Source organism: Candidatus Neomicrothrix sp. (assembly GCF_035329545.1).
In the GTDB taxonomy this organism is placed as follows: domain Bacteria; phylum Actinomycetota; class Acidimicrobiia; order Acidimicrobiales; family Microtrichaceae; genus Microthrix; species Microthrix subdominans.
In genome coordinates this window covers 1-24,539 of record NZ_DAOLGP010000024.1, presented here as the reverse complement: position 1 = coordinate 24,539, position 24,539 = coordinate 1, and the positions used below count along the sequence as shown (strand labels likewise).

Here is a 24,539-nt window from a genome sequence, read left to right as displayed (position 1 = left end):
GGTCACACCCGTCCGGCGTCGTCGGGCAGCAGCGGCCGGTGCCATCCACCCTCCGGGGTGGCGTTCAACATCGCCGTCAGCTGATCGGGTCGCAGGTCCTCGTGCAGTTCCGGACCCCAGGTCCCCGGTGCGTACGGCATCACCGGCGGGCCCTCGGCCACCATCGGGTCGACCACCCGCCACGCCTCCTCGACCGCGTCCGCCCGGGCGAACAAGGTCTGGTCGCCCCGCAGCGCGTCGCCGATCAGCCGGGCATAGGCATCCTGGTGGGGTCCGTCGCGGTTGGAGTCGTACTCGTAGCGCAGGTCGACCGGCTGGGACACGATCGATTCGCCGGGGCCCTTCACCGAGACGAGCAGCGACACCCCCTCCCCCGGTTTCATACGGAACCGCAGGTGGTTGGAGTGGGGGCGCAGCGACTGCGGGTCGGCGTAGAACATGCGGGCCGGGTTCTGAAACTCGACGACCACCTCGGTGGCGGTCTCTTCCATGGCCTTGCCGGCCCGGATGAAAAACGGCACGCCCGCCCAGCGCCACGAGTCCACCCAGGCCCGCAGCGCCACGTAGGTCTCCACTTCGGAATCGGGGGCCACGCCGTCGGTGTCCCGATAGCCGTCGTACTGGCCCCGCACAACATCGGCGGGTTCGACGGTTCGCATCGCCCGCATCACCTTCAGCTTCTCCTCGGCCAGTTCGCGGGCGCTCGTGTCGATCGGCGGCTCCATCGCAACGAGTGCGAGCACCTGGAGCAGGTGGTTCTGCACGACGTCCCGGGTAGCGCCCACCTCCTCGTAGAAGCGGCCCCGACCCTCCATGCCGAAGTCCTCGGCCATCGTGATCTGCACGCTGGCGATGTGATGACGGTCCCACGCCGGGTGGAACATGGCATTGGCCATGCGAAACACCAGCAGGTCCAGGGTGGGTTCCTTGCCGAGGAAGTGGTCGATGCGAAACACCTGGTCGTCGGAGTAATGGGCGAGCAGCGTGGCGTTGAGCTCTTGAGCGCTGGCCAGGTCGCGACCGAACGGCTTCTCGACCACCACCCGGCCGGAGTCGTTGGCGCCGATGCGGGCCAGGCCCAGGATCACGGTCTCGAACATCGACGGAGGGATGGCCAGATACGCCAGCGGCGCTTCGGCGCCGTCGAGCGCCTCGCCCACCCGGTCGAAGATACCGTCGTCGCCGTAATCGCCCGACACATAGCTCAACCGGTCGACGATCGCCCCGAGGGCGGCCGGGTCGAGCTGGCCGTCGACCTCCTCGTCGAGCGAGCTGCGCACCCGGTCACGCAGATCGTCGACGCTCCAGTCGCTGCTGGCCACCCCGACGATCGGCACGTCCAGCCGGCCGGCGAGCGCCAGGTCGTACAGCGCGGGAAACACCTTCTTGCGGGCCAGGTCGCCGGTGGGGCCAAACAAGATGATGGCGTCGGAGTGAGCGGCGTCGCCGGCGCAGGTCAGGCCTCCGGGGGCCGGGCGGGCGCTCACGTTCCCGCCCCGCCGGTCGAGCCGTCGGCCGGCTTCTCGTGGTGGCCGCCAAACTGGTAGCGCATCGCCGACAGGACCTTGTTGGCGAAGTCGTCGTTTCCACGGCTGGCAAAACGTTCATACAACGCAGCCGACAACACCGGTGCCGGCACCCCGGCCTCAACCGCTGCGAGCACGGTCCAGCGCCCCTCGCCCGAGTCGGACACCCGGCCGGCGAAGCCGTCGAGCGTCGGCGCCTCGACCAGCGAGGCGGCGGTCAGGTCGAGCAGCCAGGAGGGAATCACGCTGCCCCGCCGCCACAGCTCGGCAATCTCGGGAATGTCGAGCTCGAATCGGTAGGCATCCGGGTCCCGCAGCGGGGTGGTTTCGGCGTCGACGTCGACCTGCTCGGCCCCGACGTTGGCGTGGTGCAACAGGTTGAAGCCCTCGGCGTAGGCGGCCATCAGGCCGTACTCGATGCCGTTGTGCACCATCTTGACGAAGTGTCCGGCGCCGGAGGGCCCGCAGTGGAGGTACCCCTGTTCGGCCGTGCTCGGTTCGCCGGTTCGCCCCGGGGTGCGCTCGGCGGCATCGATCCCGGGCGCCAGCGCGGCGAGGACCGGCTCGACGTGGGCGACCGCTTCGTCATCACCGCCCACCATCAGGCAGTAGCCCCGATCGGCGCCGAAGACGCCGCCGGACGTGCCAGCGTCCAAGTACGCAATGCCCGACTCCGCCAGCCGCGCCGCCCGGGCCATGTCGTCGCGGTAGTAGCTGTTGCCGCCGTCGATCACGATGTCGCCCCGCTCGAGCAGCGGCGACAACTCATCGACGACGGCGCCGACCACCGCAGCGGGAACCATCACCCACACCACGCGGCGCGGCGTCAGCGCCGCGGCAAACTCCGACAGCGATGCCGCCGGGGTGGCGCCGTCGGTAGCCAGCCCCGCCACCGGTTCGGGGTTCGGATCGTAGACCACGCAGTCGTGACCGGCCCCCATCAGGCGGTGCACCATCGCTGCGCCCATTCGGCCGAGGCCGATCATTCCGATTTGCATCAATCCCCCCACGAGTTCGCTCGTTGTCCTCCTTCAGGTCTACTCCCCGGACGCGGGGGGAGCGACGCCACCGAACACCTGCAGGTCCGCCTGATTGGCCGTCACCCGCTGATCGAAGCTGATCACCCAGTACTGACCGATGTGGGCCTCGTCGGTCACTGTGGCGCCCGAGGAGTCGGCCCAGGTGCGGAGACGCTTGGGGTTGTCGGGCGGGCCGCCGGCCAGCACGAAGGTGGTTTCGGGCACGGCGGCGGCCAGCCGCTCGAAGTCCTCCACCCGAGGAGACCCGAACGACGACGCCACGATCTCGCCTCCGGACAGAAAGGTGATCTGCATTCCGGCGGAATCGGTGGTGACCACATCGATGCCGCGACGCTCGAGGTAGTGCACCACACGGTCGATGCCCGGCGAGGCAATGAAGAAGTTGGGCGTTGGTTCGTTGGCCAGCTCGTCCATGCCGACCAGCCCCCATGCGGTCAGCGCGGCCGCCATGGTGAGCACCCCGGCGGCGGCCCAGGCGGCCCGACTCGGCGACCGGTCGGGCACGAGCACCGCCAGGATGACCGCGACGACGGGCATCAGCGGGTACAGGTACCGAGGAGCGCCGGGGCTGAGCGCCAAGACCAGGTTGAGCGGGGCGGTCACCCCGACGATCACGACAATGCCGGGCAGCAACCAACCGACCGCCTCGCGCGTTCGGAGCCAGGCGATGACGACGACGAGCCCGAGAATCAGCGCTGCCAGCCACCACGGGACCAGGTTTCGGCTCAGGTCCCACGGCGTGGCGGTTCCGGTCAGCATGCCGAGGCTGCGCAGCCAGCCCGAGGCCCCCTCGAGCCAGTCCCACCCCTCCGCCCGCCCCCCGCTCAGCGATTCCCAGCCGTTGACCGCGTTCCAACCCAACCAGGGCGCCGCCCCCAGCGCCGCCGGGATGACCAGCCACGCCACCCTCCGCCGAGCATCTGGGCTCTCGATCAGCGCCCAACCACCCGAGGCGAGGGCGATCGGCGCCAGCAGCGGCGTCGTCCACCAGCCGAGACCGGCGACCAGCCCCAACACCACCAGGTCGGCCGTCGCGGTGCCCTCCTGAACCACCCGAAGGGCGAAGAGCAGCGTCAGCGCCGCCAGCACGATGGCGATGCCGTAGAAGCCGCGCTGCTTGGTCGAGTTCCACACCATGCCCGCCGGGAAGATCCACAGCAGACATGGCGCCAGGAACCGTGCCAGCCGGTCGTCGGTGACCCGACGGGCGATACGCCACGTCAGCACCACCGCCACCGCGTGTAGCGCCAACGGCACCAGCTTCATCATGGCGACGTTGACGCCACCAACAACGAACGCAGCCGCGACCATCGCCACCTCGAGCGTTCCCCCATAGGGCTGGTTGAGGAAGAACACCTGGAGATGGCCGTCCAGGAACTGCTGGGCCTGGATCCCGACGGTGGCCGCGTCCAGGTCGGGGGTGCCCATCGGACCGGAGATCACCCAGGCGCGAGCGATCACCCCAAACGTCGCCACGATCAACCCCACCCACGCCAGCGGTTCCCCGGCCAGCTCCGCCAGCCGCGCCATCGACCCTGTGGCCGGGCGCTCGTCGGGCCCAGCTTGGGCATCTGAGGGGGTCACTCGGGCAGGATAACGAGACGATGAACGAATTTCTCGCTTCCGTGAGCCCGGCACCTTCGGGGTCGTCGGACCTCGACGTCACCCGGGCACAGCTGCGGGCAACGCTGGTCGGACGCAAGGGGGCGACCGACGACCGCGACCGCATCCTGGCGTTTCTCGACGATCACCCGGACGCCGCCCACCGCAGCTGCGCGCCGGGCCATCTGACCGGTTCTGCGGTTATCGTCGACGCCACCGGCACCCGGGCGCTGCTGATGCTCCACGCCAAGGTCGGCCGCTGGCTGCAGATGGGCGGTCACGCCGATGGCGACTGCGACCTGGCCGGCGTCGCCCTGCGGGAGGCCACCGAAGAGTGCGGCATCGAGGGGCTCACCCTGTACGCACCGGCGATCGACGTCGACGCCCATACGGTCTCGGGCCGCCGCAACGAGCCCGCCCACGATCATCTCGACCTGCGGTTTCTCGTCGTCGCACCGCCCGGCGCCGTCGAGGTGGGCAACGAGGAGAGCGATGCGCTCGCCTGGGTCAGCGTCGACGAGCTCGACTCACTCGACCCCGCCATCGACGACCTGACCGGCTGGCTCGTGCGCCGGGCGATCGCGCTCACCCCGGTCTGAGGCCCCCTCGAGCTCCTCGTCGTCGGCGAACAGGTGTGCCCAACACGCCGGATCGCCACCCTCATCTGTGAACTCGTTACCTGTGGCGGCACCCTCGGTCATGGGATCAACCTACGCTCGGGCCATGACGCAACGCAGCGACGCCCCGGCGGTTCCCCTCGATGTGGGTGCGGCCCTCCCGACGATGGCGCGAGGCTGGTCCCGGTCGACGCTGGTCGACTGGTGCGATCTGATCGACGACGGGCCATTCTCCTCGATCAGCTGCGGCGAACGGATCACCTTCCACAACACCGAGATGCTGACGACGATGGGCGCCGCGGCCGGCCGCTGCGACCGGGTGCGCGTGCTGTTGAACCTGGCGGTCGGCCCCTGGCATCACACCGCATTGCTGGCCAAGCAGGTGGCAACCCTGGACGTGATCACCGACGGACGCGTCGAGCTGGGCCTCGGCGTCGGTGGGCGCCCCCAGGACTTCGAGGCGCTCGGTGTGGACTGGTCGTACCGCCACCAGCGCCTCGACGACCAGGTGGCCGAGCTACGGCGCTGGTGGGCCGGCGACTCGGTGCTCGACGGCGCTCCGCCGCTCGGCCCTCCGCCGGTGCAGCCGGGCGGCCCGCCGTTGTACTCGGGAGCGATGGGGCCCAAGGCCACCGCGCGGGCGGCGCGCTGGGCCGACGGCATCAGCTGGTTCGACCTCAGCCTGGATGCGACCGAGGTGACCGCGGCGGCCGGGCGTGCCGCCGACGCTTGGGCCGACGCCGGACGGAAGGGCCGACCCCATCTGAAGGTGGCCTGCTTCGTCGCCCTCGGGGAAGGGTCCACCCCGACGCTGCGCAGCTTCACCGAGAACTACCTGGCGATCTTCGGGCGGCGCTTCGCCGCCGACACCGCCGCCACCGCCACCCTCGATGACCCCTCAGCGTTGACCGACGCGTTGCTCGGCCTGGCCGACACCGGTGTGGTCGACGAGGTCATCCTGGTGCCCGCCACGGTCGACCCACGCTGTGGTGAGCTGATGGCCAACGTCGTCGGGGCGCTGGCCCCCGCCCGATGACGCCATCGGAGCTCGATCCTGCCGCCCTCCGCCAGCGCAAGCGGCTGATGATCGCCTTCTGGCTGATCGCGGTCTTCTTCGTCGTCGAACTGGTCGCCGGCGTGCTGACCGGGTCGAGTGCCCTGCTGGCCGACTCGGGGCACATGCTCGCCGACGTCGTCGGCATGGGCATGTCGCTGGCCGCCATCCAGCTCGCCTCCCGGCGGGACCTGAGAGCGATCGTGCGCCACCTCCCCAGCACGAAGGCCTCCAGGCCCTATCGCCTCCGCATCCTGATCGGGGTCATCGCGTCGGCGCTGCTGCTGGCGATGGCGATGTACGTCGTCGCGCGGGCGGTCATCGAGCTGACCGGCGAAGCGACGGTGCGCGGCCTGCCGATGCTGATCGTCGCCCTGGTGGGCCTGACGGTCAACATCGTCGCGTTCTACCTGCTGCGGGATCCCACCCAGGGGTCGCTCCGGCTGAGTAGCGCCTACCTGGAGGTGCTTGCCGACACGATCGGTTCGGTCGGGGTCATCGTCGCCGCGGTCGTGCTCGAGGTCACCGGCTGGAGCTGGGTTGACCCGATCATCGGCATCGGCCTGGCCTTGTGGTTGTTGCCGAGGGGATTTCGCCTTGGCCGCCAGGGCGTGCGCATCCTCCGCCAGGCCGCCCCGCCCGACCTGGACCTCGTCGGTCTGGAGGCGGCGCTCCGCCGCATCGACGGGGTACTCGACGTGCTCGACCTTGACGTCTGGACCCTCAGCGCCGACCTCGATGCCGCATCCGCCCGGCTGGGCGTCACCCGGGACACCGATCGGCACGCAGTGCTGGAGCGCGCCCAGGAGCTCTTTGAGCGTCACTGCGACATCTCCCACGGCACGCTGCTCGTCGAGGCCGACGGCGACCCGGTCCCATCCGAGGTCACCTGGTAACGACGAGCGCCCTACGATCGCCACCATGTTCCCCCGCACGAGCGCCACGTCACTGCCGAAGCGGCTTGCCTGCGGGCTGGCCGTCGTTGCGCTTGTCGCCGTCGGATGCAGTGACGAGTCATCCGAGACGAGCACCCCCGACCGCTCCGGGCCTGCGGACACGACCACCCCGGCTGCCCTCGAGCGCTACGCCGACTACACCCCGGAGCAGTACGCGGGTACCGACAACTGGTTGTGCCATCCCGATGCGGATGACCTGTGCGACGACGACCTGGACGCCACCGAGGTCAAGGCGGACGGGTCCACCCGAGAGCTGCCGTGGACGGCGGACCCCGACGCACCGATCGACTGCTTCTACGTCTACCCGACGATCAGCCGGGACGCTGGCCTCAACAGCGACCTCGACGCCTCACCCGACCAGGAGGGCTACGCCGCCCGCAACCAGGTGGCCCGGTTGGGCGAGCAGTGCCGGGTGTTCGCCCCGGTATACCAGCAGGTCACGCTGGCCGGAATCGGCGGTGCGGCGACGCCAGAGGCTCGCGACACCGCCTACGGTGACGTGCTCGACGCCTGGAAGAGCTACATGGCGGAGGCCAACGACGGCCGCGGCGTGGTGTTGATCGGCCACTCGCAAGGCTCCAGCCTGCTCAAGCGTTTGATCGCCGAGGAGATCGACCCCAACGACGACGTCCGGGAACGCCTGGTGTCCGCCTACCTGCCCGGCGCCGCAGTCAACGTGCCCGAGGGCCAGGACGTCGGTGGCGACTTCGACAACGTGGCGCCGTGTTCCTCGCCTGAGGACACCGGCTGCTTCCTCAGCTGGGCCAGCTACCGCTCGACCGCTCCCCCGCCGGACAACGCCATCTTCGGGCGTACTGCCGAGGACGCCATGAGGGCGGCGTGCATCAACCCGGCCGCCTTGTCCGCCGGGCTGTCGAGCGGGTCGGCGGAACTCAGCGGGTTCTTCCCCGCCAACCGGGGTGGCACGATCCTGGCGGGCAGCGACGGAGCGCCGCCTGATCCGACCGTCGAGAACTCCTGGGTCGACCCCGAGGTAGCGGTGGTCGACACCCCCTACGTCACCCTTCCCGGCCTCACCTCGGGTGAGTGCACCGGCGACGATCGCACCGACTGGCTCGAGGTCACGGTCAACGGAGACCCCGCCGACCCTCGGGCCGACGACATCGGCGGCGATCTCAGCCCCGAGTGGGGCCTTCACCTGCTCGACCTCAGCCTGGTGATGGGCGACATTCAGGCCCTGGTCACCGCTCAGACCAAAGCCTATGTCCAGTGAACAAGGCCTTCCTCAGTTGAACCTGTTCGTGATCGAGCACGAACCCGACGCGTCGGTCGGGCGGCTGGCGCCGCACCTGGCCGCCCACCAGGTCACGATGGTCCGGCCTGCCGGCGGCGACGCGTTGCCGCCGACCGCCGGTATCGACGGTGTGATCGTGCTCGGCGGATCGATGGGCGCCTACGAGGTCGACGGGCATCCCTGGCTCGTCGACGAGAAGGCCTGGATCGCCCAGGTGGCCAGCGACGACGTGCCGATGCTGGGTATCTGCCTGGGGGCCCAGCTGCTCGCCGACGCCACCGGGGGTCGTGCCTTCCGCTCCGAACGCCGGGTGGAGGCCGGCGTGTACCGGCTGCACCCGACCGAGGCCGGACGGCGGGACGCGGTGATGCCCCACGCCGGGGACGCGGTGTTCGCCGTCCACGGCGACACCTTCGAGTTGCCACCGGATGCCACCCTCCTCGCCAGCTCGGACGACTACATCCAGGCCTTCCGCGTCGGTTCCGCCCTCGGCGTGCAGTTCCATCCCGAGACCGACGCGAACACCGCCGTCGCATGGGCCCAGTCGCTCGTCGCGCCGGTACTCGAACGGGCCGACGTGACGCTCGAGCACTTCACCGACGAGTTGCGCGAGTCAGAGGCCGACCTCGACGCATCGTCCCACCGCTTCTTCGATGCCTGGATCGACACGCTGGGGAGCACTCCCGAAAACGCGCCAGACTAGGGCCTCCGAAACTCCCCGAGGAGAGCGCCGCGTGAAGATCGACTATTGGTTTGACCCCATCTGCCCGTGGTGCTGGCTGACCTCGCGGTGGGTCGCCACCGTGGCCGCCGAGCGGGACCTGGACGTCACGTGGCGCCCGATCAGCCTGTTCCTCAAGAACGCCCCCGAACCCGACGATGAGTTTTATGAGTCCACCCTGTGGAGCCGCAACCTGCTGCGCGTCGTCGAAGCGGTGCGCGAGGCCGGCCACGAGGACCGCATCGGCGAGCTGTACACCCGCTTCGGCACCCACATCCATCACGAGGACGACCACGACTTTCACGTCGCCGACGACCTCGAGGCGCTGGGTTTGGACCCGAAGCTGGCCGGGGCCCAGGACGACGACCGCTTCGATCAGGTGATCCAGGCGGCAATGGACGAGGGCCTGGCCCTGACCGGCGGGAACGTCGGCACGCCGCTGATGGCCCTCGACGGCACCGACGGGCAACGTGTCGGGCTGTTCGGCCCGGTGATCTCGCGGGTGCCGACCGGCGACGGGGCGGTGGCAGCCTGGGACGCGTTCGTCACGCTGGCCCAAACCCTCGGCTTCTGGGAGACCAAGCGGGACCGCTCCGAGGGACCCCAGTTCGAGAGCGTGCCCACCGAGGTGCTCGCCGGAATCAGCTGAGGGCTGGGCTAACTCAGCGCGGTGGCCACCGAGCCAAAATAGTCGACGTGGGCCTCGGTCGAGTCGAGCCCCAGGCCCATCGTGACGATCGCCGCGTGGCTGCCACCCTGATCGCGCCACTGCCCCACCTTGGCCGCCACGTCGGCGGGCCCCTTGTTCGACAGGATCAGGTACTCGGCGCCGAAGCCCTCGAGCGGTCGTCCGGCCTCGGCGAGCAGCTCCTTCAACCGGGCCCATTGCTCGGCCACGTGGATGCGGGGACCACCGAAGATGAAGCCGTCACCGAGGCGCACCGCCCGGCGCAGCGACGCCGCTCCGAACCCGCCGACCCACACCGGCGGCGACATGGACGGCCGGGGCACGATGCCGGCCCGCTCCACCCGGTCGAAGCGGCCCGCAAAGCTCACGGTCGGCTCGGTCCAGTAGCGGCGCAACAGCTCGATCTGTTCGTTGGCACGCTGGCCGCGGGTGGCGAAGTCCTCGCCCAGCGCCTCGTACTCCACCCAGTTCCAGCCCACACCGACGCCGAGGCGAAGCCGGTTGCCCGACAGCACGGCCAGGTCGGCCGCCTGCTTGGCGACCAGCGCGGTCTGGCGCTGGGGCAGGATCAGCACCCCGGATGCAAACTCGAGGGTGTCGCTGCGACCGGCCAGGTAGGCGAACAACACGAACGGGTCGTGAAACGGATCGTTCTCGTCGTAGGGGCCGGTCAGCTCCGGCTGCCGGTCGGCCTGTTCGGCCCCGAGCACGTGGTCGTAGGCGACCAGGTGGCGGTACCCCTGGGCCTCGATGGCGTCGCCGATCGCCCGCACTGCGTCGGCCTCGCCGCCCAACTCGATCTGGGGGTACACCACCCCCACCTGAATACCGGCGTCGATCATCGTGCATCCGCCGAGTACACCGGCAGGTCCAGCATGGTCACCAGCCCCGGCTCGGCAGCGACGACCGCCGGCACGGCGTTGAGCACGTGCATGGCGGTCGCCAGGCACCCGGCGTAGTTGTGGTCGCCGTTGGGCGAGCTCAGCTCCAGCTCGAGGTGCGCGTTGGGGTCGCCTGAGATGTCGATGCGGTAGCCCGACCCCTGGGGCCAGTCGGGTCGGTCCTCATCCAGCAGCCGGGTGACGTGCTCGAGCACGATCCGCTCGACGCCGTCGACCATGCCGATCACCTCGAAGCGCATGCCGGACAGGCCGCCCTTCGGCACGGTGCCCGAGGCGATCTCGATGTCCTCGTCGGCGTAGATCACCTCGTGGCGCTCGACGATGTCGTCGAGTCTCAGCCCGATCGACCGGGCGACCAGTGAGACGACCGGACCCCAGGCCAGCGCCGTCGAACCCGGGGCCAACAGGATCGATTCGGACTCTGAGCTTCGCCCGAAGCCCATGATGTCGAACATGGTGAAGGGGTTGTCCCAGGTGGCGTAGTTGACGATCTCGGTCATGCGCGCCGAGTCGACCCGGCTGCACAGTGCCAGGGCGCCGACCGTGATGCCGACGTTGCCGTAGCCGGGGTCGATGCCGGAGGTGTACAGCGTGGCCCCACCCTCGACGGCGGCGGCCCGCAGCCGGTCGGCCACGCCGGGGCCGGCGAGCTCCGGGGCCAGCAGCGGCACGAACGAGGTGTTGACCACGTTCTTGCCCAGGGCCAGCATGCGCTCCAGATCGTCGATCACGCCGTCGGGCCGCAGGTCGCTGTTGGCGGTGTAGCAGACCACATCGGCGTCGGAGGCGAGTAACTCGTCGGCGTCCCGGGTGGCGATCACCCCGGTGGGGTCGATGCCGACCAGCTCACCGGCGTCGACGCCCTCCTTGGCCTCGGAGTGCACCCACAGCCCGGCCAGCTCGAGCTGCGGGTGGGCGACGATGCCCCGCACCGCGTGTTCGCCCACCGTGCCGGTGGCCCACTGGATCACCTTGATCGTCATCAGCTCTCCTCCAGCAGCACCAGCGGGATCCGCCGGTCGGTCGATGCCTGATAGTCGTCGTAGGCGGGCCACACCTCGGTGGCCCGAGACCACCAGGTGTCCTTGTCGTCGCCGTCGAGCTCCCGGGCGACCAGGTCGTGCACGTCGGGTCCGTCCTGAACGGTCACGGCCGACCCGTCGGCCAGGTTGTGGTACCAGGCCGGGTGTTGCGGCGCCCCGCCCATCGAGGCGATCACGACGTACGCTCCGTCGTGTTCCACCCGGATCAGCGGGGTCTTGCGCAGGTTGCCCGAGCGGTTGCCGACCGTGGTGAGGATGATGCACGGCGCGCCTTGCAGCTCGCCTCCCTCGACCCCACCGGTCGCTTCGTACTGGGCGACCTGCGTGGCGATCGGCTCCCAAGGGCTGGGCACGTACGTTCCGGTGAGTGGCATGTCCACACGGTACGCGAACTACCGCCCCGGCGCCGCGCCGTCGACGCCACGATGCCAGCGCCGCCACGTCACCCCGAATGCGCCGTCGAAGCTGCGGTGCGCCGCCCGCAGCTCGGCCCCCGGCCAGTCCGCCGGGCACAGCTCGGCCGGCAGCAGCGGGTCGCCGCCCAGGTGCCGCAGCGCATCGGCGGAGGCGACGAACGCAGCGGGTAAGGCATCGAGGTCCTCGGCCACGAGGCGAGGGGCCAGGCCGTCCAGCCCGGTGATCAGCTCGCTGGCGGTGGCGGCCCAGCCGTCGAGGTCCCACAGGCGGGCCGCCAGCTCACGCCCATCCTCCTCCCAAACCGGCATGGCCCCACGAAACCAGCGGTGCGGGGCGGTGAGCACTGGGTCGACCTCGAGCGACCGGGAGTCGCCCAGGTTGTCCGGCCGACACCACACACCGTCGCGCAGCTCGGCCAGCCGCGCCCGGCCCGCGGCGGTTCGAAAGGCGGCCCGGTCGACCGGCGAGCGGCGGCCGGACTCGACGATGACCAGCACCCATGCGCCCTTCCATGCAACGGTGCCGCCCCGACGCGACCGGTCCTGGCGGGCGCGGCGGTCGACCAGTGGTCCCGCCAGCCGGTAGCCGTCGCCGTCGGGGGCCACCTCTCCGGCAGCCACCATTCGGGACAGGGCGGTGCGGGTGGCGCTTTCGCCCACACCGAACAGCTCCCCCGAGCGCACCAGCACCCGGGTGGACAGTCGCGGTGGGGTGACGCCGAGCAGGGTCGACGCCAGCACCGAGCGGGCGGTGAGCGGCCTCGGCCTTTCCAGGGTGTCACGTGTTGGCGTCATGTGTCGTCGAAGCGTAACATCACGGCCGTGGCCGTCACCGCTGCACCCATCAACGACCCCACCCGCCAAACGCTGGTTCCACCCGCCTCCGCGCTGCCCGACGTGCTGCCGACCGAGGTGCTGACCGCATCGGGCAAGGCCAAGGCACCCCTGCGCGACGACCTGCGGCGCATCGCCTCATACCGCAACGTCGGCACCGTGCTCGGCCTGTGGGCCGCCATCGCTGGTGCCTGGGCGCTGGCATTCCGCTGGGGCCAGCCGGTCGGCTACGCCGCCCTGTTCGTGTGGATGGGGCCGATGTTCGCCCGCCTGGCGATACTGGCCCACGAGGCGGCCCACCGACTGCTGTTCCGCAATCGACGGGCCAACGACCTCGTCGGCCGCTGGCTACTCGCCAGCCCCGCGTTCGTGCCGTTCGAGCTGTACCGGCGCAGCCACTTCGCCCACCACCGCGAGGAGTTTGGCCCCGGTGAGCCCGACACGGCGCTGTACTCGGGCTACCCGATCACCAAGGCGTCCTGGCGACGCAAGCTCACCCGGGATGCCCTGGGCAGCTCGGGGTGGAAAAACCTCAAGCCGCTGCTCACCTCGCTGCGCAGCGCCCAGGGCCGCCGCATCGGCGGCACGATTCTGGCCGTCCAGGCGGTGATCTGGGTGGCGACCGCCCTGGCGACCGGCGCCTGGTGGGCCTACCCGGTGCTGTGGCTGGCGCCGTGGATGACCGTGTGGAGGGTGCTCAACCGGCTGCGGGCCATCGCCGAACACGGGGGCATGGAGCGCTCCAAGGACCGGCGCCGCACCACCCACCACGTCGGCCAGAGCCGGCTGGCCAGCTGCTGGGTGGTGCCTTACAACACCGGCTGGCACCTGGCGCACCACACCGACATGGGCGTGCCGTGGCGCAACCTGCCCCACTTCCACGCCGAGCTGGTGGCCGCCGGTTGGGTGACCCCCGAGGCGCCCTACCCCACCTACCGGGCCTTCTGGCGGGCGGCCAGCTCGGGCTGACGCCCTACTCGCTGGAGACGGCCTCGAGCACGTCCATCTTGGCGGCGCGCCGCGCCGGCCGCAGCGCCGCCAGCACACCGGCCATCGCCGACAGCACCGTGATGACCTGCAACCGCACCGGCGCTGGATCGAAGGCGCTGAAACCCTGGTCGCGCAGGCTGGCCATCATGGCGCCGGCCACCACCAGGCCGATCAGCAGCCCCAGCACCGTACCCAGCACGGCGATGATCACCGACTCCCAGCGGATCATCGAGCGCACTTGGGAGCGCACCATGCCCACCGCCCGCAACAGCCCTACCTCGCGGGTGCGCTCGAAGATCGACAGCGCCAGCGTGTTGGCGATGCCCAACAGGGCGATGAACACGGCCAGGGCCAGGAACACGTACAACATGTTCAAGAAGATGTCGATCTGCGCGGTCTGGCTCTTGACGAACGCCGACAGGTCGTTCACCTCGGCCCCCGGGAAGTCGCCCAGGACGCCCTCGATCTCGGACTTCACCTTGCCGACCGACGCGCCGTCGGCCACCTGGACGGTGATCTGAAAGTCCTTGGGCGTCTCGGTGATCCGATCGAAACCTTTCAGCGACACGACCGTGCCGGCCAGCGTGTCGGCGTTCTCGAAGATCAGCCCCACCGTGTACTTCTGGGGGCCCGAGTCCGGGCCGGTGAACGTGACCGTGTCGCCCAGCTTCCAGCTGTTTCGCTTGGCGGCGGCAGCCGACACGGCCACCTGGTCGGCGGACAGGTCGGTCGTCCCCGACGTCGTGCCCAGGTCGACCGCCTTCGACAGCGCGGCGAGGTCGGCACCGATCACGATCGACCCGCCGGACTCGCCGTCGAGCTGGCCGAAACCGAACCTGATCGGCGAGGCCAGCTTCACGCCCGGCAACTTGGCGATCTGCTCGCCGTAGCTGGGCGGCAGGCCACCGGTCGGGTCGAACTGGCTGGCGGTCACGACCAGGTCGCCGATCACCTGCTTCTCGACGGTTTTGGTCACCGAGGTTTTGGTCGATGCCCCGAGCACGGTGACGAACCCGACGATCGACACGCCCATCACCAGCGCCAACGCCGTCGTGGCGGTGCGAGCCGGGTTGCGCATCGAGTTCTGACGGGCCAGCGATCCGGTGATCCCCCGCAGTCGGGCCGCTGGGGCTCCGATCAGTCGCGCCGCGGGCACGGCGATACGTGGCCCCAGCACCACCGCAGCCACCAGGATCGTTCCGGCGCCGAAGCCAACCAGCAACGGGGCGGTAGCGACGGCCCCCCACACCAACAGCGCCGCCCCCGCTGCGGTCAGCACCAGGCCGACGATCAGCCGAACCTTGCTCGAGCCGCTGTCGTCATGGGAGGCCGAACGCAGCGCCTCCATCGGCGACACCCGCGCCGCCCGGCGGGCGGGCAACAACGCTGCGCCGATCGTGACGCCCACGCCGACGACGAAAGCGACGACGATGGTCGACACGGTGACGACGTTGGGCCCCGAGGGCAGCTCGATGCCCAACCCGGCCAACAGGGAGCGCATGCCGCTGGCCAGCAGCACGCCCAGCCCGAGCCCCACCAGCGCCGAGATCACCCCAACGACCGCCGCCTCGATCGCGACGGTGCCCAGCACTTGGCTGCGCACGGCACCGATCGCACGCATCAGGCCCAGCTCCTGGGTGCGCTGTGCGATCAGGATCGAAAAGGAGTTGTAGATCAGGAAGGCACCGACGACCACTGCGACCACGGCAAAGACCAACAGGAAGGTCTGGAAGAACCCCAGGCCCTGGCGAATCGCGCTCTGGGTCTCCTCGTTGAAGGCCGTGCCGGTGATCGCCTCATAGTCCTTGGGCAACATCCGGTTGATGTCGTTCGTCACCTGCTGCTCGGAGACACCGTCGACGGCCGACACCTGGATGGAAAAGAAGTTGTCGCCGTAGTCGGACAGCTCCTGGGCGGTTTTCAGGTCGGTCAGCACCGCTGCGGCGCCGGCCAGGTTGTTCTCGTTGCCGAACGTCGCCAATCCGACGACGGTCATCGTGCGCGGCGCTGCCGCCGCGAACACCTGCACCTCATCGCCGATCGAGACCTTGGCTTCGGTGGCGGTGGTGACGTCGAGCACCACCTCGGTCGGGCCAGAAGGCTTCTTGCCCTTGTTCAACTTCCAGGTGGCGAAGTTGGGATTATCGGAGAAGTTCTGCAGCAGTGTCGGGGGCCCGAACCCCGGCTTGAGCGCATCGCCCTTCATGTCGGTCGCCTGCGCCTGGAACTGGATGAAGCCCTCGGCAGATTTCACCGAGTCCAGCGCTGCCACCTGCTTCTCCAGCTCCGCGGGGACACGGTTGCGCTCGCTGGGGCCGAACGGGTTCTGCACCTCGTTGGCGCCTCGCACCAGCGAGTCGGTGCCCTCGGTGATCTGGTCGAAGAGCTCGTCGAAGACCTTGCCGATCGTGTCGGTCAGCACCAACGTGCCGGTGGTGAACGCCACGCCCAGCGCCACCGCCAGCGCTGTCGTGAACAGTCGCAGCTTGCGGGACCACAGCCCGGCTCGGATCAACTTCCACATGGCGGCGCTCCAGGAGGGAAAGCGACCAGCGTACCGAGCCACCCACCCCCGGTAGGTTGTACCGATGGTGACCGCCACGTCCTCGCTCTCATTCCCCGGTTCGTCCCGTTCGTTTGCCCCGCTCGGGGTAGGCACGTGGGCGTGGGGCGACAAGTCCACATGGGGCATGGGCGGCTACGACACCGGGATCAGCGAGGCGACGATCGCCGAGGCGTTCGATGCCTCGCTCGAGGCCGGCGTCACCCTGTTCGACACGGCCGAGGTGTACGGCGACGGCGAGAGCGAACGCATCATCGGCCGCCTGCTCAAGGGCGATCCCGCCCGGCGGGAGCGGGCGCTCATTGCCACCAAGTTCATGCCCGCGCCGTGGAAGCTCAACGTGCGCACTGCCCTCCGTTCAGCACTGGAGGCCTCGCTGGAGCGGCTGGGGGTGGACCGGGTCGACCTGTACCAGCTGCACGGACCGGTCAGCCTGCGCTCGCACTCCGCCCTGGCCGACGCGCTGGCCGAGGTGGTCGAGGCCAAGCTGTGCGACGCGGTGGGCGTCTCCAACTACTCGATCGGTGAGATGGGCTCGATCCACGCCCAGCTCGCCGCCCGGGGCGTCCCGCTGTCCTCGAACCAGATCGAGTACTCGCTGCTGCGCCGCCGGCCGGAGACCACCGGGCTGATCGAGGCCTGCCGCCGGCTGGGCGTCGTCCCGCTGGCCTACTCCCCGATCGGTCAGGGACGCCTCACCGGCAAGTATTCCGCCGCCAACCCTCCCCCCAAGGAGCGCACCTTCTCGGCCCATCCGATGGAACAGGTCGACCGGATCACCGCCGAGCTCGCCCGCATCGGCGAGCCCCACGACCGCACCCCCGCCCAGGTGTCGCTGGCGTGGCTGATCGCCAAGGGCGCCGTGCCCATCCCGGGCGCCAAGAACGCCGAGCAGGCGTCCCAGAACGCCGGCGCCCTCGGTTGGAGCCTCACCCCCGAGGAACTCGAGGTGCTCGACGGCCTGGCGCTGTCGGGCCAGCGCACGATCAGCCAGCGCATCTGGCAGCACGGCTGACCCACGTTCCCATTTGTTCAAGACCGGACGGGTGGCCCAGCCGTAGGTTGGGATCATGACCCGATCACCGATCGTTCTGCCCCCCGGCGCCGGGCGCCGCTACGACATGGGTGGGATCGCCGCCACGTTCGTCGCCGACGGGGCAGAGACCAACGGCGCCTACTCGATCTCGACGTGGCGCCTCGATCCCCACACGACCGGCCCCGGCGCCCATCATCACCCAGAGGACGACGTCTTCCTCGTCACCGAGGGCACGATGAGCTTCTTGATCGACGACCGTTGGGACGACGCTCCGGTGGGCACGTTCGTGCTCGTGCCCGGCGGCACGACCCACGACTTCGAGAACCGCAGCGATGCGCCGGCCGCCGTGTTCACCATCGCTACGCCCGGCAACTTCGAGCGGTCGATGCCCGCCATCGTCGACTGGTTTCGTGACCATCCCCCAGGGGCGGCGCCTCAGCCGGACGGCACAAACTTGTAGCCCACCCCGCGCACGGTGATGATCCGTTCGGGAGCGGACGGTTCCGCCTCCACGCGGGAGCGCAGACGCTTGATGTGGACGTCGAGGGTTTTGGTGTCGCCCACGTAATCGCCGCCCCACACCCGGTCGATCAGCGTGGCCCTTGGCAGCACTCGTCCGGGGTTCTCCATCAGCACGGCGAGCAGCTCAAACTCCTTCAGCGGCAGGTTGACCAGCTCGCCCCGCACCGTCACCTCGTGACGGTCGAGGTCCACGATGACGTCGCCGCCGACCAGCAAGTCAACCTCCTCGTGGTCGGCCTCTCGGAGCCCGACGGCATCCAGCCCGCGACGACGCAGCACGGCACCGATGCGAGCCAACAGCTCGCGCATCGAATATGGCTTGGTGACGTAGTCGTCCGCACCGACCTCGAGGCCGACCACCGTGTCGATCTCGGAGCTCTTGGCGGTCACCATGATGATCGGCACGCTCGAGCGGGCCCGGAGCTCCCGGCACACATCCAGCCCAGACACGGTGGGCAACATCACGTCCAACAACACCAGATCGGGCTCGACCGACGGAAACATCTCCAGCGCCTCGGCGCCGGTGCGGGCCACCGCCACCTCGAAGCCCTCCCGTCCCAAGCCGACGGTGAGCGCATCGACGAACGACTCCTCGTCCTCGACGACCAGGATCGTGCCCTTGCTCATCGTGGGGTCTCCCGGCCCGGCAACCTCATCAGGAAGGTGGTGCCGACGCCCTCGGTTGAACGAACGTCCACCGAGCCACCGTGATTCTGGGTGACGTGGCGGACGATCGCCAGGCCCAGGCCGGTTCCGCCCGTGTCGCGGCCGCGGGCGCGGTCCACCCGGTAGAACCGCTCAAAGATGCGCTCGAGGTCGGCGCCGGGAATGCCGATGCCCGAGTCGGCCACCTCGACATCGATCAGGCCGCCACCGTCGCGCCGTAGCCCGATGCACACCGTGCCGCCGTCGGGCGAGTACTTCACTGCGTTGTCAACCAGGTTGTACAGCGCCGAACCAAGCTGACGGGCGTCGCCCCGTACGACCAGCCGGGTGCGCTCGTCCGGACCGCCAACCGAGATCCCTCGGTCGGCTGCGACCACCGCCACCCGAGCCAGCACCTCGTCGACCACCTCGTCGAGGGCGACGTCGGTGGAAACGGCCGGCAGCCCAAACTCGATCTGGGTCAGTTCAAGCAGGTCGTCCACCGACCTCGCCAGGCGTTGGGCCTCACCCTCGATCCGGGTGGCGAAGCGCTGCGCAGTCGCCGGGTCCGGCTCATCGGCGAGCATCTCGGCCAGCAGGGCAACCGCCCCAACAGGTGTCTTGAGCTCGTGGGAGATGTTGGCCACGAAGTCTCGACGTACCGCCTCGGTGCGGGCCACGTCGGAGTCGTCCTGCACCACGGCGACCGCGCCGCCACCGTCGAGGGGAATGGCGGTGACGACGTGGCGCTCCAATGGAGGTCCGACGAGCTCTTCAACGCGCCGCACCCGAACACCGCCGGCGGCCTCGGTCAGGGCAGCGCGCAGGCTGCGCCCCACGAGTGCCGACTCGATGCGAGGCTCCAAGAGCGAGGCACCCGCCGGGTTGCGGACCTGCACGGCGCCCGTGTCATCACAGATCACGGCCGCCACCGGTAGCGCATCGACCACCCGCTGCAGTTCGAAGGGCCCAGCGTCGACCTGTGCGTTCGACAACTCGACCTCGAGTTGTCGAACGCACAGGTGTGCCAGCGTCAAAGTCCGGCGGGTCCGGCGCCACGCAACCGCCAGTGCCCCGGCACCGACGCCCAACAGCGCCACCAACACCATCGCGGCCGTGCTCACGCGTGAACGATCAAGCTGGGGTGCTACCCGTCAGCTTCGCTGTTTTGGTTGGAGCTCGACCCTGCGGGCCCGTCGACGTCGGCAGCGGACGCCTCACTGCGTCGGGCAGCGCGCTCGGCACCCTTCTGCTCGGGCATCCAGCCGGTCACCATGTAGCGCACCCGCTCACCGATGTTGACCGCATGGTCACCGATGCGTTCGTAGTAACGCCCGATCAGGGCCAGCTGCACACCCTCCTGCAACGTCAAGCGCTCCTCGTCGTGGGCGGCAAAGATCTCAGCGATGTAGTCGCGGTGCAACGAGTCCAGCCGATCATCAAGATCATCCAGCGCCGCGGCCATCGGCGCATCGCCGTCGGCATAGGCCTGTATAGCCAACCGGTACAGCCGGGCCGCCTCCTCGCCCATCGAAGCGATCAGTCCCCGAAGACGTGGCGTGATCGTGATGCCGTAGATGCGTCGGGTGGCCTTGGCGATATTGACCGCCAAATCGCCCGACCGCTCGATCTCCGACACCATTCGGATAGCGGCCACGATCGCACGCATGTCGCCGGCCATCGGCTGTTGCAGCGCCAGCACCCGGTAGCACGACTCCTCAACCTCCACCATCAGCCCGTCGAGAATGTCGTCGTCGACGATGATCGCCTGGGCCTCGGCCAGATCGACCGCCAGCAACGTCTCCGTGGCCCTGGGAATGGTCTCGGTCACCAACGCCGCCATGGCGACGAGCTGATTGGTGATCTCATCCAGGTCGTCGTGGAAGGTTTTGCGGATGTCATGAGGGTCGACCACGTCGCTCATCATCGCACCTGTGTGTGGCTGACTCACCCGAACCGACCCGTGATGTAGTTCTCGGTGCGCTCATCGGACGGGTTGGAGAAGATCTTCTCCGTGTCGTCAAACTCCACCTGGATACCGGTTCGGCGGTCGGAGTCTTCGCTCACTTCGGTTGTAAAGAAGGCCGTTTTATCGCTCACCCGCGCCGCCTGCTGCATGTTGTGGGTGACGATCAGAATGGTGTACTCGTGCTGAAGTTCGCGCATCAGCTCCTCGATGCGGGCGGTGGCGATGGGGTCAAGCGCCGAACATGGTTCGTCCATCAGCACCACCTCAGGCTGGGATGCGATGGCCCTGGCGATGCACAAACGTTGTTGCTGGCCGCCGGACAGTCCCATCGCCGAGTCGCCCAGCCGATCCTTCACCTCGTCCCACAACGCCGCCTTGGTCAGGCTGGTCTGAACGATCTCTTCGAGGTCGGCCTTCTTGGCGCCACCCACCTTGGGGCCGTAGGCCACGTTGGCGTAGATCGACTTGGGGAAGGGGTTGGGCTTCTGGAACACCATGCCCACCCGACGCCGCACCTCCACCGGGTTAACCGCCGGGTCGTACAGGTCGACGCCCCGAAAATTGACGGAACCGGTCACCCGGGCACTGTCGATCAGGTCGTTCATGCGGTTGAAACAGCGCAGCACGGTACTTTTGCCGCAGCCGGAGGGACCAATGAACGCAGTGATCTCGCCGCTTCGAACGGTGAGGCCAACATCTCGCACAGCTTGGAACCCGCCGTAGTACACCGACAGGTCCGACACCTCGAACACGGGGGCGGTCACGAGGTCAGGCATGAGGTGCAGATCCTTATCGACGACGGCGGTGGCGTTGGCACCTCCGAGAAATCGACGGCCGGTGCGACCTGCGGACGAGGTCGGTGGGGTCGTGGCCGCCGGTCGTACGCTCTTGGAATTCATTGGCGCTTCCTCTCAAAGTAGTTGCGAGCAAAGATCGCACCGGCGTTGGCCACCAACAACACCGCCATCAGCACGAGGATCACGGCGGCCGTTACGGCGGGCCAACCTTGGGACTCGGGTTTCCTCAGGGTTCCGTAGATCACCATCGGCAGTGCTGTGAACTTGCCGGTGAGCTGATCGGGGACGGTGCCGTAGGTGGGCAACAATCCGGTGATGGCGCCCACCATGAGCAGTGGGGCGGCCTCACCGATGGCCCTGGCGAACGACAGCACCGTGCCGGTGAGAATGCCCGGCGCCGCATAGGGCAGCACGTGACTGCGGATGACCTCGGACCGGGTTGCCCCCACGCCGAATCCCGCCTCACGCAAGCTGCCCGGCACCGCCCGGATCGCCTCGGCCGAGGTGATGATGACGATGGGCAACACCAGGATGGCCATCGTCATCCCTGCGGCGATCAGCGTAGGACCGCCCGTGAACTGATACCACGCAGGGTTGGCCTTCCCGGCGCCGCCGAGGAGTTCCTTGAAGACGGCCAGCCCCAAGATGCCGTAGACGACCGACGGAACCCCGGCCAGGTTGCGGATGACCAGGTTCACCAGACGAGTGAACCTGGTGTCCCGTGCGTACTCCTCCAGATAGATCCCGGCGGCAAGCCCGATGGGGAAAGCCAAGACGGCCACGAACACGAGGATCCAGACCGTACCGATGATGCCTTGAGACACCCCGTAGGTGCCGGGCTGGCTCGACAACGTCCCACCGAGAAAGCCCATGAACCCTCGCTCGGCGAGGTAGGGCTGGGCCGCTATGACCACGTCGGCGAACAGCCACACGAGGAGGCCCATGACCACCAGGAGACATCCCGCCACCAAGCCCTTGAACACCAAGCCGGACACATCGATGCCGCCCCGGGTGATGGCCTGGCGCACCGCCTCGGCGGTGGCCTCGCGCTGGCGGCGGCGGGTGAATGCAATCGTCATGGCTACGTCCTTCTCAATAGCTCTGGCGGAAGCGGCGAACGAGCCGGTCGCCGATCAGGTTCAGCCCCAACGTGAACATGAACAGCACGAGGCCAACGACGTACAAGGAGTTGACCGGGTTGAGCGTCACGCCGCTGCTAACGGCCACCGAATCCGACCCGGCAGCGAGGTTTGCCATGGCCGACGTCATCGTGACGCCACCACCAGCCGACCCCGGACCAAACGCCCGAGCCGAACCGTTGGCACCGCCGGCCACCAGGGTGACCAACATGGTCTCGCCCAGCGCTCGGCTGGCGCCGACGATGAGGGCTGCGGTGATGCCGGAGACCGCCGCCGGCAGCACGACCCGCACGGTGGTGACCGCCTTGCGGGCACCCAGGCCCACGCTGGCCTCCCGAAGCGAGTTCGGCACGGCCGACAAGGCGTCCTCGGTGACCGAGGCAACGATGGGGATCGTCAGGATGCCCACGCCGATGCCCGCCGCGAACAGCGTGTACTTCGAGTCGAGCACGCCCTCCAGTGCGGTGGGGTAGATCACCTGAAGGATGAAGAACGCCACAACCACCGACGGCAACCCGGCGAGAATCTCCACCGACGGCTTCAACCACCGGCGTACCCGCTTCGAGGCGTACTCGGAGAGATAGACCGCCGCTCCTACCCCGACAGGCGTGGCGACCGCCAGAGCGATGCCGGTGACCCACAGCGATCCCAGCAGCAGCGTCACCAGGTCATACCGGTTGCTGCGGGGGAACCAGCCCAGGGAACTGACCAGCGATGACCACTCCACCTGGGTCAGAAACCCGGCCGATCGGATGACCAGCACGGCCAGGATGGCGACGCTGATCACGATGCTGAGGGACGCAGCCGAGCCGACGCCGGCCTTCACCAGCGATTCGATGCGGTTGCGCTGCTTCGAGCCGGCCAGATCGGCCAACGTCAGCCCGGAGCTCATGACTTGGGGGCCCCGGCCTTGGCCTGGGTCCAGGTGGTGCGGGTGGCCTCGAGGTCGGCGTCGGTCAGCGGTACGTACCCCACCTCGGGAACGGCGGCCATGCCCTCATCGGACAGGTAGAAGTCGACAAAGTCGGACAGTGCCGCATTGTCGGCCAGCTTCTCGTTGTTCACGTAGATGAACAGCGGCCGGGCCAGGGGGTAGGTGCCATCTGCGACGGTCTCAGCCGACGGGGCCACACAGCCCTCACCGCCATCGACCTCGATCTCCCGCACGCCGGTCGCCTCTTCGGCAAAGGCGAAGCCCACCCAACCGAAGCTGGAATCCACGGACTGAAGCCCGGAGATGATCTCGTTGTCGTTGGCCAGGCCTCCGTAGTCCGGACGGATCTGCGCGTCCTCGGGGATGCCTCGCTCATCGGCGATGTCCTTGATCGCCAGCTCATAGAAGGAGTCGTAGGTGCCCGACTCGGTGCCCGGGGCGAAGATCTCAAGCGGTGCATCGGGCAGCTTGGATGTGGCGCCCTTGGCGGTGGCCTCGGACCAGGTCTTCACGCCCTCGGACTCGGGACCCACCAAGCCGTAGAGGTCATCGAAGGTCAGGCACTGCACCGAGTCGTTGGACGCGTTGGTCAACACCGTGATCGCATCATTGGCGATCCGCAGCTCGGTATAGGTCACGCCCCCCTCTTCGCAGGTGGCCTTTTCCTCGTCCTTGATGGCCCGGGAGGCGTCCGAAATGTCGGTCTCGCCGGCGCAGAACTTCTTGAAACCGTCGCCGGTTCCGGGGCCTTCAACGGAAGGCAACACGCCGCCGGACTCGGCGAAGAGCTCGCCGACTCGCACCGAGATGGGCTCGACGGTGGACGAGCCCGAGATGGCGATCTCGCCTTCGGCCGCTCCTTCGCCGCCGCCGCTATTGCTCGATCCGCTGCAACCACTGACGGCAAGGCCACCGGCCAGCGCAAGTGCTGCAAATCGAAAGGCTGGACGGGTTCGCTTCTTCACTCTCGTCTCCTCGGTGTCAGGTGGTGTTCCGCCAGATGTAGGACGGAATTCGTGGTGAGGAGACGAACGGTACGGAGGTGAGTTGACGCGCAGGTGCTGCCCAGGTGAACGCCAGCTGAACAGATGGCGAACCTTCGGGTGACAGCCTCAGCCCGGGTGGGTCAGGCCCGGGTGGGTCACTGCCGATTGGTTCATCACTCCCCCACCTCGATTCACTGCCGGTTGGCGCTCATTCGAGTTGGCTGCCGTCGGGGCGGGTGGTGTGCCACGTGCCGGTCGGGTCCCGCTGGATCCGGAAGCCCTTCTGTTTCCAGCGGTTGTGTTT

General features: G+C 68.8%; 24 protein-coding genes. 9 read left to right on the top strand and 15 right to left on the bottom strand.

The genetic code is table 11. The features are described 5' to 3' along the window. Nucleotides 1-2 precede the first annotated feature (2 nt). Genes zwf through PKD89_RS13210 form a run of 3 tightly spaced genes read right to left on the bottom strand, consistent with a single transcriptional unit; the run spans nt 3 to nt 4,150 of the window. Nucleotides 3-1,487 carry a glucose-6-phosphate dehydrogenase gene (zwf, locus tag PKD89_RS13220; protein ID WP_287378909.1) on the bottom strand — a complete coding sequence of 495 codons (1,485 nt, stop codon included), beginning with the start codon at nt 1,485-1,487 and terminating at the stop codon, nt 3-5. Next, a complete protein-coding gene (gene gnd, locus PKD89_RS13215) occupies nt 1,484-2,524 on the bottom strand; it encodes a phosphogluconate dehydrogenase (NAD(+)-dependent, decarboxylating) (RefSeq protein ID WP_287378906.1) in 1,041 nt (346 codons plus the stop codon). Before gnd ends, zwf begins: the two co-directional genes overlap by 4 nt. A gap of 39 nt (nt 2,525-2,563) precedes the next feature. Beyond that, complete coding sequence (locus PKD89_RS13210; protein ID WP_287389892.1) at nt 2,564-4,150, bottom strand: hypothetical protein; 1,587 nt, start codon at nt 4,148-4,150, stop codon at nt 2,564-2,566. Nucleotides 4,151-4,170: 20 nt separating this feature from the next. Here PKD89_RS13210 and PKD89_RS13205 point away from each other — a divergent pair, with 20 nt between their 5' ends. The 6 genes from PKD89_RS13205 to PKD89_RS13180 all read left to right on the top strand — a co-directional run bounded on the left by PKD89_RS13205 (nt 4,171) and on the right by PKD89_RS13180 (nt 9,420). Continuing rightward, the gene (locus tag PKD89_RS13205) at nt 4,171-4,767 is read left to right on the top strand and encodes an NUDIX hydrolase (RefSeq protein WP_287389894.1); all 597 of its coding nucleotides are present in this window, start codon (nt 4,171-4,173) and stop codon (nt 4,765-4,767) included. A gap of 124 nt (nt 4,768-4,891) precedes the next feature. Next, on the top strand, nt 4,892-5,821 hold the full coding sequence (locus PKD89_RS13200; RefSeq protein WP_287389896.1) for an LLM class flavin-dependent oxidoreductase: 930 nt from the start codon (nt 4,892-4,894) through the stop codon (nt 5,819-5,821). Further along, entirely contained in the window at nt 5,818-6,735 is a 918-nt protein-coding gene (locus PKD89_RS13195; RefSeq protein ID WP_287378896.1) for a cation diffusion facilitator family transporter, read from the top strand. The genes PKD89_RS13200 and PKD89_RS13195 overlap by 4 nt, the downstream gene beginning before the upstream one ends. Before the next feature lie 25 nt (nt 6,736-6,760). Next, nucleotides 6,761-8,029 (top strand): DUF3089 domain-containing protein, encoded by a 1,269-nt coding sequence (locus PKD89_RS13190; protein ID WP_289011424.1) that lies wholly within the window; start codon nt 6,761-6,763, stop codon nt 8,027-8,029. Continuing rightward, on the top strand, nt 8,019-8,753 hold the full coding sequence (locus PKD89_RS13185; RefSeq protein ID WP_289011425.1) for a type 1 glutamine amidotransferase: 735 nt from the start codon (nt 8,019-8,021) through the stop codon (nt 8,751-8,753). The genes PKD89_RS13190 and PKD89_RS13185 overlap by 11 nt, the downstream gene beginning before the upstream one ends. A 31-nt stretch (nt 8,754-8,784) precedes the next feature. Then, the gene (locus PKD89_RS13180; RefSeq protein ID WP_287378890.1) at nt 8,785-9,420 is read left to right on the top strand and encodes a DsbA family oxidoreductase; all 636 of its coding nucleotides are present in this window, start codon (nt 8,785-8,787) and stop codon (nt 9,418-9,420) included. 8 nt (nt 9,421-9,428) lie between these two features. Here the strand turns inward: PKD89_RS13180 and PKD89_RS13175 are convergent, their stop codons facing one another. Genes PKD89_RS13175 through PKD89_RS13160 form a run of 4 tightly spaced genes read right to left on the bottom strand, consistent with a single transcriptional unit; the run spans nt 9,429 to nt 12,615 of the window. Beyond that, a complete protein-coding gene (locus PKD89_RS13175; RefSeq protein WP_287378888.1) occupies nt 9,429-10,301 on the bottom strand; it encodes an LLM class F420-dependent oxidoreductase in 873 nt (290 codons plus the stop codon). Continuing rightward, a complete protein-coding gene (locus PKD89_RS13170) occupies nt 10,298-11,344 on the bottom strand; it encodes an NAD(P)H-dependent amine dehydrogenase family protein (RefSeq protein ID WP_289011426.1) in 1,047 nt (348 codons plus the stop codon). Before PKD89_RS13170 ends, PKD89_RS13175 begins: the two co-directional genes overlap by 4 nt. Then, nucleotides 11,344-11,778 (bottom strand): nitroreductase family deazaflavin-dependent oxidoreductase, encoded by a 435-nt coding sequence (locus PKD89_RS13165; RefSeq protein ID WP_287378883.1) that lies wholly within the window; start codon nt 11,776-11,778, stop codon nt 11,344-11,346. Before PKD89_RS13165 ends, PKD89_RS13170 begins: the two co-directional genes overlap by 1 nt. A gap of 18 nt (nt 11,779-11,796) precedes the next feature. Then, the gene (locus PKD89_RS13160) at nt 11,797-12,615 is read right to left on the bottom strand and encodes a PaaX family transcriptional regulator C-terminal domain-containing protein (RefSeq protein WP_289011427.1); all 819 of its coding nucleotides are present in this window, start codon (nt 12,613-12,615) and stop codon (nt 11,797-11,799) included. Between the two features lie 27 nt (nt 12,616-12,642). On the opposite strand from PKD89_RS13160, the gene PKD89_RS13155 reads away from it, so the two are divergent. Then, on the top strand, nt 12,643-13,623 hold the full coding sequence (locus PKD89_RS13155) for a fatty acid desaturase (protein WP_289011428.1): 981 nt from the start codon (nt 12,643-12,645) through the stop codon (nt 13,621-13,623). Between the two features lie 4 nt (nt 13,624-13,627). Here PKD89_RS13155 and PKD89_RS13150 read toward each other — a convergent pair whose 3' ends face one another. Next, nucleotides 13,628-16,210 (bottom strand): ABC transporter permease, encoded by a 2,583-nt coding sequence (locus tag PKD89_RS13150; RefSeq protein ID WP_324332492.1) that lies wholly within the window; start codon nt 16,208-16,210, stop codon nt 13,628-13,630. A 22-nt stretch (nt 16,211-16,232) separates the two neighbouring features. On the opposite strand from PKD89_RS13150, the gene PKD89_RS13145 reads away from it, so the two are divergent. Continuing rightward, a complete protein-coding gene (locus PKD89_RS13145; RefSeq protein ID WP_287378871.1) occupies nt 16,233-17,222 on the top strand; it encodes an aldo/keto reductase in 990 nt (329 codons plus the stop codon). 55 nt (nt 17,223-17,277) lie between these two features. Next, nucleotides 17,278-17,703: a cupin domain-containing protein gene (locus PKD89_RS13140; protein ID WP_287378869.1), complete on the top strand. Its 426-nt coding sequence runs from the start codon at nt 17,278-17,280 to the stop codon at nt 17,701-17,703. Here the strand turns inward: PKD89_RS13140 and PKD89_RS13135 are convergent. Genes PKD89_RS13135 through PKD89_RS13105 form a run of 7 tightly spaced genes read right to left on the bottom strand, consistent with a single transcriptional unit; the run spans nt 17,679 to nt 24,214 of the window. Then, a complete protein-coding gene (locus tag PKD89_RS13135) occupies nt 17,679-18,392 on the bottom strand; it encodes a response regulator transcription factor (RefSeq protein WP_287378867.1) in 714 nt (237 codons plus the stop codon). The genes PKD89_RS13140 and PKD89_RS13135 overlap by 25 nt on opposite strands. Continuing rightward, complete coding sequence (locus PKD89_RS13130; RefSeq protein ID WP_287378865.1) at nt 18,389-19,534, bottom strand: sensor histidine kinase; 1,146 nt, start codon at nt 19,532-19,534, stop codon at nt 18,389-18,391. The genes PKD89_RS13135 and PKD89_RS13130 overlap by 4 nt, the downstream gene beginning before the upstream one ends. Nucleotides 19,535-19,557: 23 nt before the next feature. Next, the gene (gene phoU, locus PKD89_RS13125; protein WP_324332491.1) at nt 19,558-20,334 is read right to left on the bottom strand and encodes a phosphate signaling complex protein PhoU; all 777 of its coding nucleotides are present in this window, start codon (nt 20,332-20,334) and stop codon (nt 19,558-19,560) included. A gap of 23 nt (nt 20,335-20,357) precedes the next feature. Beyond that, on the bottom strand, nt 20,358-21,278 hold the full coding sequence (gene pstB, locus PKD89_RS13120) for a phosphate ABC transporter ATP-binding protein PstB (protein ID WP_320413474.1): 921 nt from the start codon (nt 21,276-21,278) through the stop codon (nt 20,358-20,360). Further along, nucleotides 21,275-22,255 (bottom strand): phosphate ABC transporter permease PstA, encoded by a 981-nt coding sequence (gene pstA / locus PKD89_RS13115; RefSeq protein ID WP_287378860.1) that lies wholly within the window; start codon nt 22,253-22,255, stop codon nt 21,275-21,277. Before pstA ends, pstB begins: the two co-directional genes overlap by 4 nt. 13 nt (nt 22,256-22,268) lie before the next feature. After that, the gene (locus tag PKD89_RS13110) at nt 22,269-23,207 is read right to left on the bottom strand and encodes a PstC family ABC transporter permease (RefSeq protein ID WP_287378858.1); all 939 of its coding nucleotides are present in this window, start codon (nt 23,205-23,207) and stop codon (nt 22,269-22,271) included. Then, the gene (locus tag PKD89_RS13105; RefSeq protein ID WP_289011431.1) at nt 23,204-24,214 is read right to left on the bottom strand and encodes a substrate-binding domain-containing protein; all 1,011 of its coding nucleotides are present in this window, start codon (nt 24,212-24,214) and stop codon (nt 23,204-23,206) included. The genes PKD89_RS13110 and PKD89_RS13105 overlap by 4 nt, the downstream gene beginning before the upstream one ends. Nucleotides 24,215-24,539 lie beyond the last annotated feature (325 nt).

Coding starts and splice junctions, on each gene's coding strand:
- PKD89_RS13175 (WP_287378888.1), bottom strand. CDS start 10,301: ATGATCGACGCCGGTATTCAGGTGGGGGTGGTGTACCCCCAGATCGAG.
- PKD89_RS13110 (WP_287378858.1), bottom strand. CDS start 23,207: ATGAGCTCCGGGCTGACGTTGGCCGATCTGGCCGGCTCGAAGCAGCGC.
- PKD89_RS13160 (WP_289011427.1), bottom strand. CDS start 12,615: ATGACGCCAACACGTGACACCCTGGAAAGGCCGAGGCCGCTCACCGCC.
- phoU (WP_324332491.1), bottom strand. CDS start 20,334: ATGAGCGACGTGGTCGACCCTCATGACATCCGCAAAACCTTCCACGAC.
- PKD89_RS13140 (WP_287378869.1), top strand. CDS start 17,278: ATGACCCGATCACCGATCGTTCTGCCCCCCGGCGCCGGGCGCCGCTAC.
- PKD89_RS13185 (WP_289011425.1), top strand. CDS start 8,019: ATGTCCAGTGAACAAGGCCTTCCTCAGTTGAACCTGTTCGTGATCGAG.
- PKD89_RS13190 (WP_289011424.1), top strand. CDS start 6,761: ATGTTCCCCCGCACGAGCGCCACGTCACTGCCGAAGCGGCTTGCCTGC.
- PKD89_RS13195 (WP_287378896.1), top strand. CDS start 5,818: ATGACGCCATCGGAGCTCGATCCTGCCGCCCTCCGCCAGCGCAAGCGG.
- PKD89_RS13135 (WP_287378867.1), bottom strand. CDS start 18,392: ATGAGCAAGGGCACGATCCTGGTCGTCGAGGACGAGGAGTCGTTCGTC.
- PKD89_RS13200 (WP_287389896.1), top strand. CDS start 4,892: ATGACGCAACGCAGCGACGCCCCGGCGGTTCCCCTCGATGTGGGTGCG.
- pstA (WP_287378860.1), bottom strand. CDS start 22,255: ATGACGATTGCATTCACCCGCCGCCGCCAGCGCGAGGCCACCGCCGAG.
- PKD89_RS13165 (WP_287378883.1), bottom strand. CDS start 11,778: ATGCCACTCACCGGAACGTACGTGCCCAGCCCTTGGGAGCCGATCGCC.
- gnd (WP_287378906.1), bottom strand. CDS start 2,524: ATGCAAATCGGAATGATCGGCCTCGGCCGAATGGGCGCAGCGATGGTG.
- PKD89_RS13170 (WP_289011426.1), bottom strand. CDS start 11,344: ATGACGATCAAGGTGATCCAGTGGGCCACCGGCACGGTGGGCGAACAC.
- PKD89_RS13145 (WP_287378871.1), top strand. CDS start 16,233: ATGGTGACCGCCACGTCCTCGCTCTCATTCCCCGGTTCGTCCCGTTCG.
- PKD89_RS13205 (WP_287389894.1), top strand. CDS start 4,171: ATGAACGAATTTCTCGCTTCCGTGAGCCCGGCACCTTCGGGGTCGTCG.
- pstB (WP_320413474.1), bottom strand. CDS start 21,278: ATGAATTCCAAGAGCGTACGACCGGCGGCCACGACCCCACCGACCTCG.